Raw genomic sequence first — 18,094 nt, 5'->3', positions numbered from 1 at the left:
AATTTGAGTAATGATGAATTGGATTCATTTGTTAATAAATTAGATAACAAATTACTAGACGGGTTAATTGACAAAACAATTAGCAATAAAAGTGGTGTTGATTTACTCAAAACTTTGGTTCCAACTATGAAATTGTGGAATCGACATAAAGATAATGAATAATGGTAAGGTTACATTTTATGCTTATATCAATTCAGTTAAAACTTTCACTAACCAATTGTTTAAATAATGACATTGCAGGACTAAGGCTATTAATGCAATAGGTTTTTTATCAATTAACTTTTCCGCTATTTTGTAAGACTTTGTTTGATATTTCTACCATAAGTCTATTTTTGAATCACCATATACTAATTAAATATTGTTTTTAGTCAGCATTTTAATTGCTGGAGAAGCACTTGGTTATCAGAATATAGATTAAATGCTACTGTAATGGTATACTAATAGAAAATGCATTTTATGAACAGAGGGTGTTTATAAATGGGGAATAATGTAGTGTTAACAGAACTTGAAAAAATAATTTTAAACAAAGTACAAAATTATATTAATAAAAATGAAAAAGTTGGGATAGATATAATAGCAAAGGAGTGTTTTGTTTCAAAAGCAGCAATAGTAAAGTTATCAAAAAAACTCGGATATAGTGGATACAGCGAAATGTATTATACTATTCTTGCTGCTGCTAATAACTCATTAAAATTAGATTTTTCTAGTAACAGCGGCGGCATAGGTGTTAATGAGCACTTAAAGGATGATATTAATATACTTGTAGAGGCATTAAGGGAATTTAAAGATAAAAAGATATATTTGGATTCGTTAGGGGTTTGTGATAGTGCTAGAGAATATTATCTACAAAAGCTGTTGATATTTGGATTTGATGCAGCTAGTAGTTATCATTATGAAGCTTTTAAAAATAACAAATCTGGGTTATACTTGTTTTTTTCTTATTCAGGATATAGGGCTGAGATTATTGAAAAGGTTAACGAGGCCATTAGAAATAATTTTAAAGTGATAGCTTTTACTGCTAGTAAAGATTCACCGCTGGCAAAAATATCTCATGTGACACTGGAGATAGCTGGTATAAAATCAGATAGGGAGCATTACTTGCCAAATTTATTTACTGCTAACCTTATAATTTTGATAGAATTAGCGCTAAGTGAATATTCTAAAAGATATTTATCTGAAAAAGAAGATTAAGGGAATATATAAATAAAAATAACTGATAATACGGATTAATATGCAAAAAAGTTTGTGATAATCCTTGCTATCAGTTTTTTTTATGTCTGTTTTTAGAGTGAACTTTTTCACTTTGGGTAAACATTTTCATAACGATGGAAACTGTATTGCTAGTGAGAATAAACTAGGGTATATTGTAAATAAATAAAAGGAGGAGGTACTAATCATGAGGGAAAAATTATTATTATTAGGTCAAAAATTTTCACAAGCTGCAGTACAACCAGTTATGTTTTTAACAGTTATGGGAATTGCTCTTGCGGTAGCTGTTATTATGCAGCTTGGTTTTATGCCATCATTTATAGTTTTTATTGGTATGCTTTTAAAAAAGATGATGGATGCTATGCTAAATAATCTTTCTATTATCTTTTGTGTTGGACTTACAACAGCATTTGCAAAGAAGAAAAAAGTTGATGCAGCTATCATTAGTTTAATCGTTTATATCATGTTTTTAGCAAGTAATAATGCTTGGCTTACATCACAAAATATGCTAGCTAAGCCGGGGGCTATGGGCTTATTTGGAACAGGACAAAATACTGTTTTGGGATTTCAAGTAGTAGATATGAATGTTTTCTTAGGAATAATACTAGGATGTATTACTGGGTATGTATTTAACAAGTTATCTGATGTACAATTTGGGGATATGTTTAGAGTATATGGTGGATCAAGATTTGTGTTTATAGTTATGATTCCAGTTACTTTAATATTAGCAATTGTGCTTAGTTATGTATGGCCTGTAGTAAATTATGGAATTAATGCACTATCTGGATTTATGAAGAGTGCAGGTGCATTTGGTGTATTCGTATATGCATTCGGTAATAGATTTTTAATACCAACCGGTTTACATCATTTATTATGGATGCCGTTTTGCTTCACTGGAATTGGTGGAACTTTAAATGTCGCTGGTAAAGCTGCACAAGGAGCGGTTAACATTTTTTACGCTGAAATGGGTAATAGTGCTCATTTAACAGCAATTGATCCATCAATAAGATTTGCAACCTTTGGATTTGCAAAAATCTTTGCAAGTGCAGGTATTGTTCTTGCTATGATAAAAACTGCAAAACCACAAAATAAAAAAGCTGTAAGGGGATTACTTATTCCATCACTTTTCGTTGCAATGGTAGCAGGTATTACAGAACCTCTTGATTTTTCATTTCTTTTCATATCACCTTTGCTTTGGCTAGTACATGGTTTACTTACTGGTTTTTCAGAAATGCTTCTATGGATACTAGGTTCAAGGACATATTCAATTTACGGATTATTGGATACAATAGTTTGTAACTCCGTAATAAGTCCAAAGCTTTCAAAAATATATATCTTCTTTATAGTGGGAATTATAATGGCAGTAGTATGGTATTTTGTATTCGTTTTCTTAATCAGAAAATTAGACATTAAGACACCTGGTAGAGAAGAAACTTTTGACAGTAAAATTAACATTCAAGCAGATGGCAGCGCTGCTTTAGAAAGTGGCAGTGGTGACCAAGATTCTGAACTATTTATTGAAGGTTTAGGTGGAGTTCATAATATTGTAGAGGTAAATAACTGCTTTACACGCTTAAGAATTGATGTAGAGGATGTTAGTAAGGTAAATAAAGAAATAATAAGTAAAGGTAAGCAAAAAGGTGTTGTTATTAAAGGAAACAATGTACAAATTATCATTGGAATGACTGTAGAAGATTCAAAGGAAAAGCTTGTTGATTTATTAAACACAAAAAAAGGAGCGATGTAAAATGAAAAAATATTCAATTTGTATAGTTGGTGGAGCAAGTCGTTATACACCAGATATGCTTGCAATGTTATGTAATCAAAAGGAAAGATTCCCTTTGAGAAAAATTGTACTATATGATATTGAGAGTGAACGTCAAGAGGTAGTTGGTGAGTATGCAAAAATACTATTTAAAGAGTATTATCCAGAGTTAGAGGAAATAGTATGGACTACTGATAAGAAAGAAGCATTCGAGGATATAGATTTTGCTCTTATGCAAATTCGTGCAGGAAGATTAAAGATGCGTGAAAAAGATGAAAAAATTTCACTTAAGCATGGCTGCCTTGGTCAGGAAACTTGTGGAGCTGGAGGATTTGCATATGGTTTAAGAAGTGTTCCAGCTGTTATAGATTTAGTAAGGGATATTAGAACTTACTCCAAAGAATGCTGGATTTTAAATTACTCTAATCCCGCTGCAATTGTTGCAGAAGCAACGAAAAGAGTATTTCCTAACGATTATCGCATTATTAATATTTGTGATATGCCAATTGCAATTATGGAGATTTATGCAAGTGTACTTGGAGTAGGTAGAAGAGACTTAGAACCAAGATATTTTGGACTTAATCATTTTGGATGGTTTACGCATGTTTTGGACAAGAAGACAGGAAAAGATTATTTACCTAAGCTGAGAGAAATACTCAAGACCCCGGTAGATGTACAAACAGAGCCACTTTTCCAGGAAAAATCATGGAAATCAACTTTTGAATTTATGAGCCAGATGATAAATGATTATGATGAATATTTACCAAACACGTATTTACAATATTATTTATATCCAGCTAAGATGGCAAAAAAGAAAACCCAGAATATACAAGAGCTAATGAAGTAATGGATGGGAATGAAAAAGAAACTTATGATAGGATGAATAAGATTATATCATTGGGAAAAATGCGCGGCACTAAGTATGAGATTACTAGTGATGTAGGATGTCATGCTGAGTATATAGTAGATTTAGCAACAGCGATTGCTAATAATACAAATGAAATTTTCTTAACAATTACAGAAAATAAGGGAGCTATTGAGAATGTTTCATCTGGTATGATGGTTGAAGTTCCATGCCGCGTTGGAAGTAATGGAGTTGAACCATTAGCTGTAGGAAGCATACCAACTTTTTATAAAGGACTTATGGAAAATCAGTATGCATATGAAAAGTTAGCAGTAGATGCCTGCTTAGAGGGCAGCTATCAAAAAGCATTACAGGCGCTAGTACTAAATCGTACTGTTGTAAATACTGATGTTGCTAAAGAATTGTTAAAGGATTTAATTGAAGCTAATAAAGGATACTGGAATGAACTTAATGCGAAGTAATAATGCCTCGTCACATTAAAAAAGCTCTATAAATCTAAGACTTAAAAATCATAAAATTCTAAGAGTTTTCAATAACTCGCAAAGCTCAAACAGATTTAAAACTCTAAGTATTTTATGATTCTTAAGTTAAGATTTATTAGAATTTTTTTAAATAGTTCCTTCAGCATTATCACTTCGCTACTACGGTAGTGCAAGGAAAAAATCCCTCCGTACCTACGGAATTTTAGATGTGAATCTTAATAATACATTATATAAACAAAATATTATTAAATTTCATTAATTAACCATGTTTACATTGCATTTTTTGTAGAGAAACGGAGAAAAATTTACCTTGTATTTCCGGTTTAGCGAAGTAACAGTATTTAATATTCCAAAATGCTGTTACTTCGCAATATTTATATACTGTGAAACCAATTCAGCAATTTCTTATAAGGAATAATTGAGCAAAAAAAGGGAGGGCACGTAAATGTTTGGAAAATTATTTTCAAGAAATATCAGCAAAAGTGAAGAAATATTTGCTTATGCAACAGGAACACTTATAAAAATTGAGGATGTTCCTGATCCTGTTTTTAGTGAAAAGTCCATGGGAGAGGGTGTTGCAATTTTGCCTGCAGATGGTAAAAATTTTTGCACCAGCAGATGGAGAAGTCATTTTGCTTGCACAAACAAAGCATGCTATAGCATTAAAAACAACTCTTGGAGAAGAAATTCTTATTCATATTGGACTAGAAACTGTTAATCTTAATGGAAAAGGCATAAATGTTTTTGTAAAAGTAGGAGACAAGGTTAAAAAAGGACAAAAAATTGCTGAAATTGATTTAGAATTTATTAAAGAAAATGCAAGCAGCACCGTAATTCCGTTGGTGATTACAAATAGTGAAGAAAACAGTTTTGATTTTCAGTGGGAAAGCGTCAAAGAGGTTAAAGCAGGAGAGACAAAATTATTTAAGGCAACTCTAAAGTAGGAGATTTAACTTTTGCTATTGATATGATGGAAGAATGTCTTACAGGGTTTGGTACTAACCCTTATGATAGAAGTAGTGTAGATAAAACATTTGAAATAGCAAAAACAATTTTTTAAAAATGTAGGGATTTACTAAGATCAGGCTCTGCGGCATTGGATATAGCATATATTGCATGTGGGCGAATAGATTTATTTTTTGAAATGTGTCTTCAGCCTTGGAATTATGCTGCTGGACTTATAATTTTTGCTGAAGCTGGAGGAAAGACGATGGATTGGCAAGGAAAGTCCCCAAAAGTTGTTTGTCCTTCTAGTATTATAGGTTCTAATGGAGCAATTCATGAACAAGTGCTTGAAATAATTCATAAGTTAGCTAAAAATAATGCTTAGTGCTAAACGCACTAAGCATTATTTTTTTACTTTATGAATTGATTATAGCAGGGTATTAAAGGCAGAGGTCGTTATAAAAAATGAAGTTTCAAATGTAAGAAAAAATAAATTTCAAGTATTAAATCAATATAAAATAAAATTTAATTTCATCAAATATAGTCTTGACGAAATTTTAAAATCATTATATATTAATATTAACAGATACAAAAACAGCTATTATATTTATGATAATTAAATTCCATATTAGATGATAATATGAGGAGGAGAATAAATTGAACAGCAGTGAACTAAAAAAAAATTGTGCAAAAGAAGCTCTAAAATATATAAAAAATAATTCAATAATAGGGTTAGGTGGGGGAAGCACCATCTCATATTTAATAGATTATATAAAAGAAAATAAAAACCTTAAGGTTAAAGTGGTTACCCCTTCTTTTAAAACAAAAATGTTATGCATGAAAAATGAAGTGGAAGTTCTTCACACATGCTCTGTAAGTAAAATAGATGTGGCTTTTGATGGATGTGATGAAGTTGATGAAAGTTTTAATGCTTTAAAAAGTGGAGGAGGTATTCATACTAAGGAAAAATTAATTGCTAATATGGCCGATGAGTATATTCTACTTGTAGATGACACTAAATTTGTAAAAAGCTTAACTTTTAAGTATCCTGTAGTATTAGAAATTTTAGAGGATTCTTTAAAGTATGTTGAGAGTTTAGTTGCAGAATTAGGTGGAAAACCAAAAGTTAGAACTAGTGCTGCAAAAGATGGTTATACTATTAGTGATAATGGGAATTTGCTTATGGACGTAATGTTTAAAAGTGTTACAGACGTTTATAAACTTGAAAATAGTTTAAAAAACATTTGTGGAGTTATTGATACTTCCTTGTTTACTAATGTAGTTACAAAAGTTCTTGTAGCTAGTGATAGTGGGGTTAAGTTAATTTCTACAGATAAAAAAATATTTAAGGCATCTTCAAAAAAATAATAGGTTCATCTAACGGTCAATTTTGCGTAATATTTCGTCAACTGAACCCGCTAAGACAGCCTAGTATTAACGGAACCAGTTTCTTCGCATTACACAAAATTATATCGCAGCATGGACTTATTATTTTCTTTTAGATGCTTAATTTTGAGGTGAAGAGTATGAATAAAATGAATTGGGCAATATTAGGCCCTGGAACAATTGCAGCAGATTTTGCAAAAGCTATAACTGAGGTAAACGGAAATGTATATGCAGTAGGATCACGAAAGCTTGAAAGAGCAAAAGAATTTGCAAGTCACAATAATATTAAAAAGATTTATGTCAGCTATGAAGAAATGCTTAAAGATGAAAATATAGATATAGTTTATATATCAACTCCTCATTCTAACCATTATGAATATATAATGAAAAGTCTTAAGAATAATAAACATGTATTTTGTGAAAAAGCTATAACTGTAAATGGTAAACAATTAAAAGAAATTACTGATTTGGCAAACGAGAAGAATTTGGTAGTTAGAGAAGCTATGACTATATATCATATGCCTTTATATAAAAAACTGCGTGAACTTATTGATGCAGGTAAAATTGGAAAAATTAAAATGATTCAAGTATCCTTCGGAAGCTTAAAAGAATACGACGTTAATAATAGGTTCTTTAGCAAGGATTTAGCTGGTGGTGCACTTCTTGATATTGGTACATATGCTTTATCATTTACTAGGTATTTTCTTTCTAGTCAGCCACAAGAAATATTGACAACTGTAAATAAGTTTGAAACTGGTGTAGATGAACAATCTGGAATAATACTTAAGAATGCTGATAATGAAATGGCAGTAATCTCTCTTACAATGAGAGCAAAACAGCCGAAGAAGGGTGTTGTTGCAGGAGAATTAGGATATATAACTGTAGATAATTTCCCAAGAGCGGATAAAGCTACTATAACTTATCCAGATGGGAAAGTAGAAATAATTGAAGCTGGAGATACATCAAAGGCATTAATTTATGAAGTTGAAGATATGAATAACTATGTGTCTAATAAAAGAAATATGGATACATTAGGTTTATCTATTGATGTAATGAGTTTAATGGATGAAATTAGAAATGAGTGGGGAATAAAATATTCTTTTGAGTAATGAAAGGAAAGTTACAAATTGAAAAGCAAAGAAAAAAGTGTTTTAGATAAAATTTTTTTCAGCGTATGAAAGCCTTTATAAAGCAGAGAAGAAAATTGCTGATTATGTTATAAATAATCAAGAAAAAATCATTGAAATGACAGTTTCAGAACTAGCAGATGAAAGTAATGTTAGTGAAGCTACTATAATTAGATTTTGTAAAAAATGTGATTTGAAAGGGTTTCATGATTTGAAAATAAATATTGCAAAGGAAATGGTGGATTCAGATGGAAATGAAACATCAAATGATATAGATTCAAATAATATAAGTCAATCACTTCAAAATATATTAGCAAATAAAATTGAAGAATTAAAAAAGACTATATCAATGATGGATGAAGAGATTATTAAGAAAATACTAAATGCAATTGAAAATGCAAGACTTGTCCAATTTGCAGCGGTAGGAAATACAATACCTGTAGCTTTAGATGGTGCATATAAATTTAATCAAATTGGTATAGCATCTGTAGTAAATACAATATGGGAAACTCAACTTGCTTTTGCTTATACCTTAACTAGTAAAGATGTGGTCATAGCAATATCAAATTCAGGATCTTCAAAAAAACTTTTAGACTTAATAGATATTGCAAATGAAAGAAAAGCTGTTACAATTAGCATAACAAAACATGAAAATTCACCTTTAGCAAGTAAAAGCAAATATCAAATAAATATGGCTACAAGAGAAAAATTATTTTTGGATGAATTCAGTTTTTCGAGAGTATCGGCTATGATGGTTATAGAAATACTATATTTGCTATTAACGGCTGAAAAAAAAGATTCATATAGCTTTATTAGTAGGCATGAACAGTCTATGGTTGATGATAAGATTTAACTAAAACAAAATTAGTATTAAACGATTAAAGAAAATAATATATGACACGGTGTCGTCGTATTATATGTCCTACAATAGTTAAGTAAGTAAAATAAAACTTAATCAATGTGAAGTAACAATGCTTTGTAATATTAAAAAATTCTATAAATCTATGGTTGAAAATCATTCTTTTAGCATTGTTACTTTGCTCCCACGATAGCATAAGAAAAAAATTTCTACGTGTCTACAGAATTTTATATGTGAATTTTTGTAGGTACGTGGATTTTTATAATGGTTTATTTATTGTAATGCGTTATGAATTATATTTATTTACAAATTCTTTAAATGAATTTGATTCTCTCACCTTTTCTAATTCTTCATCTTCCAAAATATACTTTAAAAACTTAGGATATAACTTTAAAGCCGCAATTATATCTTCACATGCCTTGTTTTCCTCATTAATAATAGCATAGAAACAGCTTCTGTTATAATATAAAAAGTGAACTTCACTGCAATTATTAATTCCAGCTGATAAAATTTCTATACCTTTTTTTGTATTTTTATATTTATAAATTACTGCTAAATTTAAATAACTGTAGGCATAATTCTTATTCTTTTTAATGGACCCTTCATAGAAATTAATTGCTTTTTCTGTCATATTAAACTTGTAGCAAATTATACCCATGTTAAATAAGGCTAAATAATTATTTGGTTCTATTTTTAAAGCTTTTGAAAACAATCTATATGCAAGGTTATTCTCATTTTGTTCCTCGTAAATAGAGCCTAAGTTTAAATTTGCCAAAAATCCATTGGGTTTAAGCTTAAAAGTTTTTTATAAGTTTCTATTGCTAAATTTTTTTTTTTTTGCCTGATACATCATAGGCATTTGCCAAAAAGAAATAAGCCGCGTAATAATTTGAATTTATATAGATAGCCTTATTATATAAGTCTATAGCCTCTTCATATTTTCCTTCATCATCATATATTGTAGCTAAACCATAGTAGGCTCTTTCTTCATAATCATCTATGCTTAAAGCTTTTCTGTAATATTCTTTGGCTTTTTCTGGTTTTCCTAAAGAGTCATATATTAAGGCTAAATTAATTGTTGATTCTATATTTTCGCCATTTGAAAGTTCATAAACTTTGTTATATAAATCCAAGGCTTTAATTAATTTATCTTCTTCAAAAGCTTCTTCCGCTTTTTCCAAACATCTATTAATTTGTACATCATTCTTCATAAATACACTCTTTCTTTATTTATTATGCTTATGTTAAGTATATCATATTCAAAGCACAATTATATATGGCAAGACCATATAATTAAAAAGTAGAGTATGTAAATGTAATTTATTGATAGTAGTTAATATAGATAAACCTGTTTGTTATATTCTAAACAAAAGGTAAGTAAAGGAGCAAGATTTATGAGTAGTTTTGAGGATAAATATGGAGCCTGTGGAATGCGATATACACTATCTGTAGTTGAGGGAAAATGGAAATGGATTATATTATGGAAAATATATAAGGCTAAGGTAATAAGATATAATAAATTAAGGGATAGCTTAGAGCCTATTGCTCGCAAGACATTAAGTGCACAACTAAAAGAACTTGAAGTCACCAATTTAATTCATAGAGAACAATATAATGAAGTTCCACCTAAAGTTGAATATTCATTAACTGAAGAAGGGATGACATTAATACCAATTCTTGAACTTATGAGCAAATGGGGCAATGAACATATTAAAAAATAGTAGCTATTCAATTAGATATGTGGCTACTATTTTTTTGCACTTTTTCTATAAGAATTTTATGGAAGTTAATTTTATTGAGGGCATAATTATGAGTTTTTCTGATGGTTCTGAGGTAAATATTAATGCAATGAGCCTCTTTGATGATGTAATTCATTCCCTGGGATTTTGAAAAAATACCTTATGTGTACAAGAAGAGTGAAAACATTGATTCAGTTCTTGAAGATACAGCTAAAATTAAAGAAGCATTGGTATCTCAAAGTGAGCTTATAAAAAAGATTAAAGAATTAACTGTGAAATATCCTGTAAATAAGAAGGGTGAAGCACAGAAATATGAGAGGAAGTTTTTAATATTGGTTAGTGATAAAAAAATGCAGGACAAAATTGTGAAGGGTTTAAAAATTAATATTTATAATTTGATTTATGAGTAGGTTGATTTTTATTTGAGGTATAGTTACCTAATATTTATAAGATGTATTATAATATAGATAAATAAGCTGAAAGATTGAAAGTGAGAGGTCTATATATGAGAAAAAAAGATATATTGGAATTAAAAAGACGTCTAAAAAAGGATGAGTGTACATTTACTAAAATGTGCGGCTGCTATGTAAATGCAGAGAAAAATATTATATTAAAGCTTAATGAAACCTTTTTAAATTTAGAAGAGGAAGAGTTCTTTAAATATTTAGAGATTGCAAAAAAACATTATCAGGAACAGTAGGTAATAACCTTTTAGAACTTAACTTTCCTCTTGATGAAGAAAACGTAGGTGGTAGGCAGCATTCTTTAATGGGACTAAAAATGAGTAAATTGAAGGATGAGGCAATGCTTGATAGCTTCTATAAATTAATTATAGATAGTTATGATTATGCAGGTAATTTTTTAATACTTATTTTTCATGATGCTTATGATGTTATGACAAAAACTACAGATAATTCGAAATTAGATGAATCTGAAGAAGTTTATGAGTACATTTTATGTGCAATATGTCCGGTGTCACTTGCAAAACCGGCCCTTGGATATCTTGAAGATGAAAATATTAATAATATAAGAGGTGATTTTTATGGAAATAAAAGAAAATGGTGCAGCGCCAGATTTTTCACTATTTGGTTCTGATGGTAAGGAACATAGATTAAGTGATTACAGAGGTAAAAAGGTTATTCTTTATTTTTATCCAAAGGATAATACAGCAGGGTGTTCAAAAGAAGCTTGCTCTTTTAGGGATAATATAGAAATAGTAGATGATTTAAATGCTGTAGTACTTGGTGTAAGTAGAGATTCTTTAAAATCTCACGACAAATTTATAGATAAGTTTAATTTGCCATTCATATTACTATCTGATGAAGAGGAAAAGGTATGTAAATTATATGATGTTATTAAAGAAAAAAATATGTATGGCAGAAGATATATGGGAATAGAAAGAAGTACATTTATAATAGATGAAAGTGGAATTTTGAAAAAAAATATTTAGAAAAGTAAAAGTTACTGGACATATTGAACAAGTCATTGAAAGTTTGAAATAAAAATGGTATCCTCAAGTTATAAGAGGGGAGTTAGGTGATTTTTAATGTTTATTCAATTTGAAAATGACTTGGTGGAAATATTTTGTTCAATACAAGAAAAGAAAAACTATAAAATTATCTATCAAAAATGATCTAAATGTGGAAATCGTTGCGCCATTAAGAACGTCTAAAAGATATATAAGAGAGATAATAGAAAGTAAAAAACATTGGATAGAGATCCATAGGGAAAGGATGAAGAGAAATATAAACGTTCCTAGTTTAAGGAAATATGAAGATGGAGAAAAGTTTTATATTATGGGTAATCCTTATAATTTAAGGGTTGTCCAAAGCGATCATGATAGGATAATGGTTTTTCAAGGTGATATTTTTATGTATACAAAGAAGAAAGAAGATGTTGCTTACAAGAAAAGGCACATGGAAAAGTGGTATAAAGAAATGGCTTATGGAAAGCTTAAAAATATTTATGATAAGGTTTGCAGTAAATTTGATGTAATATACAGTGAAAAACCTGAATTGTATTTTAGAAAAATGAAAGCTAGATGGGGAAGTTATAGTCCAATAGACAACAAAATACTATTGAATTCTCAACTTGTAAAGGTACCAGAGCAGTGCATAGAATATGTAATAGTTCATGAGCTTTGTCATGTAAGGCATAGAAACCACAAAAAAGAATTTTACGACTTTCTTGAAAGTTTTTGCCAGACTGGAAGCTTAGAAGACAAGAACTTAATAGGTATACAAGTGTTTAAGTAAAAAAATCAATGGATTATTTTAATATTGTTGAAGTGGAAACAAAAATTTAATATAATATTGTTAATGCACCAACTGGCGGGAGGAAATGCCATGAACAAAGAAGAACAGCTAATAATAGATTTCAGAGAATTATTTGATAAAATGACTTGGCTTAATAAGCTTAAGATGGAAGACAGTCTTAAGGGTTATAAGCCTTCTGAAGTACATTACATCGAATGCATTGGAAGAAATGTAGATTCCAATGTTACAAAACTTGCAGAGTCTCTTTATATGACTAGGGGAGCCATAAGCAAAATTACCAAGAAGCTCATAAAAAAGGGGAGCATTGAAAGCTATCAGAAGTCAAATAATAAGAAAGAAATTTATTTTCGGCTTACTAAGGAAGGTCAAAGAATTTATAAACTACATGAAAAGCTGCACAAAAAGTTTCAGGAGCGGGATAAAGTTGTATTTGAGCAGATAACTGAAGAACAATTTGACAGTATGCTCAGCTTTATAGAAAAGTATAGCAGGCATTTGGATGCAGAAATAAGGAAACTGGGTATAGATATTAAGTCGGAATAAATTTGAATAATAAAAATGAAACAACAGGCAGCCTAGTTCTATTGAGAATGGGCTGCAATTTTATTGTTACTATTTTGTTGACAAGGAAACAAAATAATGATATGATGATTTTGTTGACAAGGAAACAAAATTATTTGCTGCGAGAGGAGAATTCAAATGTTGAAATTTAGATTACACAATGAACAAAGTATAGATAAACATGCTTTAATATTCGGTCTTATCTCTGTGTTTCTTTGCGGAATAGGCTTCACTATCATAGCACCTGTTATTCCATTCTTAGTGAAGCCTTATATAAGCAATCCAGGAGATCAAGCTATAGTTGTTACACTGCTTACCTCTGTTTATGCAATTTGCATGTTCTTTTCAGCCCCTGGACTTGGAGCTTTGAGCGACAAATATGGTCGTCGTCCGGTACTTTTAGTATGTCTTTTGGGTTCCGTAATCGGGTACTTAGTTTTTGGTATAGGAGGAGCTCTATGGGTACTATTTGTTGGGCGCATAATAGATGGTATAACAGGCGGGACCATAAGCACTATCTTCGCATACTTTGCAGACATCATTCCTAGAGAACAGAGAACCAAATACTTTGGATGGATGAGTGCGGTTGTAGGTGTAGGCACCGTTATTGGTCCAACTTTAGGAGGATTACTTGCCAAGTTTGGTTATTCTGTACCCATGTATTTTGGGGCAATAATAACTTTATTGAATGTTGTTTATGGGTTCTTTTTTATGCCTGAGAGCCTTGACAAGAATAATAGACTGAAAGAGATCACCTTTGTAAGACTGAATCCATTTACACAGCTTGCAAGTGTGCTTTCCATGAAAAATTTAAAAAGGTTACTTGTCTCAGCATTCTTACTTTGGATACCCAATGGATCTTTACAGGCGGTTTTTTCACAATTTACAATAGATACTTTTAGCTTTCAGCCTGCACTAATCGGACTTATATTTTCAATTATAGGCTTTCAAGACATCATTTCACAAGGTTTCATAATGCCAAAGCTTTTGATAAAACTTAGTGATAAACAAATAGCAATCCTTGGAATGGCTTCAGAAGTTATAGGTTACAGCCTTATTGCAGCATCGGCTTTGTTCTCATTCTATCCTCTTTTTATCGCTGGAATGTTTATATTTGGTTTTGGTGATTCAATCTTCGGACCTTCCTTCAATGGGATGCTCTCTAAGTCTGCCGATTCTAGTGAACAAGGAAGGATTCAGGGAGGTAGCCAATCTATTCAATCTTTAGCAAAAATGATTGGACCTATCATTGGAGGTCAAGTCTATGTATCACTTGGTCATGTCGCACCTGCTTTTATGGGTATAATCCTTATAGCAGCGGCAATACCAGTTTTGTATAAGGGGACACATATAAATATGTAAAATATATACTTTGTTCAGGCAAGTGTCCACCTTTATAACAGGTGTTTTTAAGAACATATAATAATAGGGTTTCAGAATTTAGAGACAAGTTCTGAAACCCTATTTGTCTAAACTTTTTATGCAAAGAGTCAGCCGATAATAAAAAAATTTTAAAAGTGTATTGACCGAATCGGTCTATGGTGATATATTTAAATAAACCGATTCGGTCGACTGATTTGCGAGGTGATTATTTTGGAAAAAATTTTTAAGTTTACCGGTAGAAAAACAAAACACAATTATTGATGCAGCACTTAAGTGCTTTGGTACTAATGGCTATAAAAAAACATCTGTTAGTGATATTGCTTCTGCTGCTGGAATTTCCAAAGCAATGGTGTTTCATTATTTTGGTACAAAAAAAGCTTTATATCTTTATTTAATTGATTTGTGCAGCGACCTTATTATGAATGAAATTTATGAAAAATTTGATAAGACTATTACTGACTTTTTTGATAGGATAATAATTTCAGGTAATATTAAGGTTTCAGTTATGAAGAAACACCCTGCTATATTTTTATTTTTAACTAATGCATATTTCGAAGCTGCTGAAGAAGTTAAAGAAGATATACAAAATATTTTTTTTTTGCAAAAGGGGAGGGTTTTAGAAATAAAATTGCTTTTGATGGAACTGATACTTCAAAATTTAAAGCTGGCATTGATTCAAAACTTGTTATGAAAATGCTTGTATGGTTAGCTGAAGGATACGCTAGTGACTTATCAAATAAAATCAATACAGAAGCTGACTTTGATGAGCTTTTTAAGGAATACTACGAATGCGTGAATTTAATTAAAAATAATTTTTATAAAGAAAAATATATATAGGAGGTTACATCCATGAGTGTTATTGAAATTAAGGATCTTACAAAAAATTATGGCAAGGCAAGGGGTATAAGTAATGTAAACTTAAGTGTAGAGCAGGGTGAGGTTTTTGGATTTATAGGTCCTAATGGTGCAGGAAAATCGACAACTATTCGAACACTTTTGGGGTTAATTCATCCAACAAGTGGAAGTGCAACTATCTTCGGTAAAAGCTGTATTGAACACCCTGAAGTTAGAAACGAACTTGGTTATTTACCATCGGAAGTATTTTATTATGACAACATGAAAGTTATAGACCTACTTAAATACTCGGCTAGCTTTTATAAAAAGGATTGTACTAAGAGGATAAACGATCTTGCAGAAGTAATGAATTTGGACCTAAAAAAGAAAATCAATGATCTTTCTTTCGGTAATAAGAAAAAAGTAGGAATTGTTCAGGGATTACTTCATGAACCAAAGTTAATTATTTTAGATGAGCCTACAAGTGGTCTTGATCCGTTAATGCAGCAAAGATTTTTTGAACTTCTTGGGCAAGAAAATAAAAAAGGTGCTACTATATTCTTTTCTTCACACATTCTTAGTGAAGTACAAAAGATGTGCAGTCGTGTTGCATTTATAAAAGAAGGAAAGATTATAAAACTTGAAAAGATGAGCACGCTTCAGGAAAATAGTTACAAAAAAATCAGTATTGAAGCTAAATCTCCAATTAGTAAAGATACTTTTAATATTAGCGGTATAAGTGATTTTAAGTTAAAAGGTAATACTGTAAATTTCATGTTTAAGGGTGACATAAACTCCATTACGAAAAAAATAGCCGAGCTAGAGCTTCGCAATATATCTATTGATGAACCTGATCTTGAAGAAATCTTTATGCATTATTATGTAAAGGAGGATTGAGTACTATGAATATATATCTTCATGAACTTAAGTCATTACGGAAATCAGTCATTATTTGGGTATGTGCGTTAATAGCGTTAGCTGGGCTGTTTCTTTCGATTTATCCTAGCATGGCAAGTGATGCAGCGGAATTTAAAAAGCTTCTTAGTAATTACCCAGCTTCAATAAGGGCGATGCTTGGTATTAATATTGACTATGTTACATCAATCTTAGGATTTTATTCAATGGTTTTTTCTTTTATTATACTTTGTGGAGCTATTCAAGCTATGAATATGGGGATCTCAATACTTTCAAAGGAATCAAGAGAACGTACAGCAGATTTTCTTCTTGTTAAACCTATTTCACGTTCAACTATAGTAACTTCAAAGCTCCTTGCAGCCTTCACTATGCTTATAGTTACAAATGTATTATTTTGTGCTGCATCTACTATTATAGCTAATGCGGCTAAGACAGCAGATTACAGTATGAAGTTATTCTTAATGATAAATCTTACTTTGTTTTTTATACAGCTTATTTTTCTTGCAATTGGTGTTGCTATTTCAGTATTTTTCAATAAGCTTAAGTCGGTTCTTCCAATATCACTTGGGGTGGTTTTTGGATTATACATGGTTGGAGCTTTAATTTCTACCGACAAAAACAATGAGGCAGCTCGTTTTATCTCACCTTTTAAATATTTTGATATAACGTATATCATTAAAAATGCAGGCTACGAAACTAAATATCTTATTACTAGTGCAATTATTGTGATTGCCGCTGTAGCTTTAAGTTATATCATTTATACAAAAAAGGATATACACGCGGTGAGCTGATAAGTTCTAAGTTTTAAATTATATGGAGGTCTCATTATGAATATTTTTTTAAGAGAATTAAAGGCTAATCGAAAAGCGTTAATAATATGGAGTGTATGCATGTTTTTGCTAATTGTAAGTGGCATGAGCAAGTATACAGTTTATTCTTCAGGAAATGGCAATGAAGTTTTTAATAAGATGCCATATTCACTAAAAGCACTGCTTGGAATTGGTTCTTTTGATGTGGCAAAAAAAAAATGAGTGGCTTTTTTGCATTTTTATTTCCTTATATCGAAATTACAGCTGCTATTCATGCTGTACTTCTTGGAAGTGGTATTATCGCAAAGGAAGAGAGAGATAAAACCACTGAATTCCTTATGGTAAAGCCAATATCACTAAGAACTATATTAACTTCAAAACTACTTGCTGCTTTTTTTAATATAGTAATTTTAAATATAGTAACTTTATTTTCTTCTATAGTTATGGTTAATGCCTATAATAAGGGAAAAGACGTTTCGGGTGAAATAGCAATGTTTATTTTGAGCATGTTTATTGTTCAATTAATATTCTTATCACTTGGGGCATTGCTCTCTGCTTTTATGAAAAATCCAAAAGCTTCAGGCTCCATTGCTGCAGGAATATTGTTTGGTTCATTTATAATATCAAAGATAACTGATTTTACCGATAAAATCAATGTAATTAATATACTTTCTCCTTTTAAGTATTTTAGCTATCAGGATATTGTAAATGGAAATGGAATAAGTGTTGGTATTAGTATTATTTCGCTTGTACTAATTACTATTTTTTCTAGTTTAACCTACTTTTTCTACATGAGGCGAGACCTTAGGGTATAAGTAGGATAGCTGAAGGATTAAAAAAAGTGAGAAACAGATTTTATTATGCGCTGTTTCTCACTTTTTATTTAGTTGTTTGGTGTTTGAGTAGTCTGAGTACTTGGTGTAGGTAACTGAAACTCTC

General features: G+C 30.6%; 13 protein-coding genes and 8 pseudogenes. 20 read left to right on the top strand and 1 reads right to left on the bottom strand.

The annotated features are described in order from the left end of the window. Positions 1-477: 477 nt before the first annotated feature. From AGR56_RS00785 to AGR56_RS00750, 9 genes and pseudogenes are all read left to right on the top strand, one after another. Entirely contained in the window at positions 478-1,191 is a 714-nt protein-coding gene (locus tag AGR56_RS00785) for a MurR/RpiR family transcriptional regulator (protein ID WP_053240752.1), read from the top strand. A 205-nt stretch (positions 1,192-1,396) separates the two neighbouring features. Next, on the top strand, positions 1,397-2,956 hold the full coding sequence (locus AGR56_RS00780; RefSeq protein ID WP_053240751.1) for a PTS transporter subunit EIIC: 1,560 nt from the start codon (positions 1,397-1,399) through the stop codon (positions 2,954-2,956). A gap of 1 nt (position 2,957) precedes the next feature. Continuing rightward, positions 2,958-4,300, top strand: a pseudogene (locus AGR56_RS00775) (6-phospho-alpha-glucosidase). A 466-nt stretch (positions 4,301-4,766) separates the two neighbouring features. After that, on the top strand, positions 4,767-5,039 hold the full coding sequence (locus AGR56_RS21035; RefSeq protein ID WP_242851231.1) for a PTS glucose transporter subunit IIA: 273 nt from the start codon (positions 4,767-4,769) through the stop codon (positions 5,037-5,039). Continuing rightward, entirely contained in the window at positions 4,954-5,265 is a 312-nt protein-coding gene (locus tag AGR56_RS21030; RefSeq protein ID WP_242851230.1) for a PTS glucose transporter subunit IIA, read from the top strand. Before AGR56_RS21035 ends, AGR56_RS21030 begins: the two co-directional genes overlap by 86 nt. Before the next feature lie 140 nt (positions 5,266-5,405). Then, positions 5,406-5,651, top strand: a pseudogene (locus AGR56_RS00765) (inositol monophosphatase family protein); the annotation flags it as partial. A gap of 272 nt (positions 5,652-5,923) precedes the next feature. Beyond that, positions 5,924-6,634: a ribose 5-phosphate isomerase A gene (gene rpiA, locus AGR56_RS00760; RefSeq protein ID WP_053240749.1), complete on the top strand. Its 711-nt coding sequence runs from the start codon at positions 5,924-5,926 to the stop codon at positions 6,632-6,634. A gap of 158 nt (positions 6,635-6,792) precedes the next feature. After that, positions 6,793-7,761 (top strand): Gfo/Idh/MocA family oxidoreductase, encoded by a 969-nt coding sequence (locus tag AGR56_RS00755; RefSeq protein ID WP_053240748.1) that lies wholly within the window; start codon positions 6,793-6,795, stop codon positions 7,759-7,761. 18 nt (positions 7,762-7,779) lie between these two features. Further along, positions 7,780-8,632: pseudogene (locus AGR56_RS00750) on the top strand (MurR/RpiR family transcriptional regulator). Positions 8,633-8,924: 292 nt separating this feature from the next. Here the strand turns inward: AGR56_RS00750 and AGR56_RS23145 are convergent. Continuing rightward, a pseudogene (locus tag AGR56_RS23145) lies at positions 8,925-9,849 on the bottom strand (tetratricopeptide repeat protein). Between the two features lie 183 nt (positions 9,850-10,032). Here AGR56_RS23145 and AGR56_RS00740 point away from each other — a divergent pair. The 11 genes and pseudogenes from AGR56_RS00740 to AGR56_RS00685 all read left to right on the top strand — a co-directional run bounded on the left by AGR56_RS00740 (position 10,033) and on the right by AGR56_RS00685 (position 17,970). Further along, on the top strand, positions 10,033-10,359 hold the full coding sequence (locus AGR56_RS00740) for a helix-turn-helix domain-containing protein (protein WP_053240746.1): 327 nt from the start codon (positions 10,033-10,035) through the stop codon (positions 10,357-10,359). A 182-nt stretch (positions 10,360-10,541) separates the two neighbouring features. After that, entirely contained in the window at positions 10,542-10,787 is a 246-nt protein-coding gene (locus AGR56_RS00730; protein ID WP_053240744.1) for a hypothetical protein, read from the top strand. Between the two features lie 95 nt (positions 10,788-10,882). Further along, positions 10,883-11,394, top strand: a pseudogene (locus AGR56_RS00725) (DUF4317 family protein); the annotation flags it as partial. Positions 11,395-11,419: 25 nt separating this feature from the next. After that, positions 11,420-11,879: pseudogene (gene bcp / locus AGR56_RS00720) on the top strand (thioredoxin-dependent thiol peroxidase). Between the two features lie 63 nt (positions 11,880-11,942). After that, positions 11,943-12,632: a SprT family zinc-dependent metalloprotease gene (locus AGR56_RS00715; RefSeq protein WP_053240743.1), complete on the top strand. Its 690-nt coding sequence runs from the start codon at positions 11,943-11,945 to the stop codon at positions 12,630-12,632. A gap of 90 nt (positions 12,633-12,722) precedes the next feature. Next, positions 12,723-13,196 carry a MarR family transcriptional regulator gene (locus tag AGR56_RS00710; RefSeq protein WP_053240742.1) on the top strand — a complete coding sequence of 158 codons (474 nt, stop codon included), beginning with the start codon at positions 12,723-12,725 and terminating at the stop codon, positions 13,194-13,196. A gap of 156 nt (positions 13,197-13,352) precedes the next feature. Further along, entirely contained in the window at positions 13,353-14,576 is a 1,224-nt protein-coding gene (locus AGR56_RS00705) for an MFS transporter (protein ID WP_053240741.1), read from the top strand. Positions 14,577-14,850: 274 nt separating this feature from the next. Then, a pseudogene (locus AGR56_RS00700) lies at positions 14,851-15,434 on the top strand (TetR/AcrR family transcriptional regulator). 12 nt (positions 15,435-15,446) lie between these two features. Then, positions 15,447-16,328 carry an ABC transporter ATP-binding protein gene (locus AGR56_RS00695; protein WP_053240740.1) on the top strand — a complete coding sequence of 294 codons (882 nt, stop codon included), beginning with the start codon at positions 15,447-15,449 and terminating at the stop codon, positions 16,326-16,328. A gap of 5 nt (positions 16,329-16,333) precedes the next feature. Beyond that, complete coding sequence (locus AGR56_RS00690; RefSeq protein WP_053240739.1) at positions 16,334-17,137, top strand: ABC transporter permease subunit; 804 nt, start codon at positions 16,334-16,336, stop codon at positions 17,135-17,137. A gap of 36 nt (positions 17,138-17,173) precedes the next feature. After that, positions 17,174-17,970, top strand: a pseudogene (locus tag AGR56_RS00685) (ABC transporter permease subunit). Positions 17,971-18,094 lie beyond the last annotated feature (124 nt).

Source organism: Clostridium sp. DMHC 10 (assembly GCF_001270375.1).
Classification (GTDB): Bacteria; Bacillota; Clostridia; order Clostridiales; family Clostridiaceae; genus Clostridium_S; species Clostridium_S guangxiense.
The sequence above is the reverse complement of the archived record's forward strand: the minus strand, read 5'-3'. Positions and strand labels throughout refer to the sequence as shown.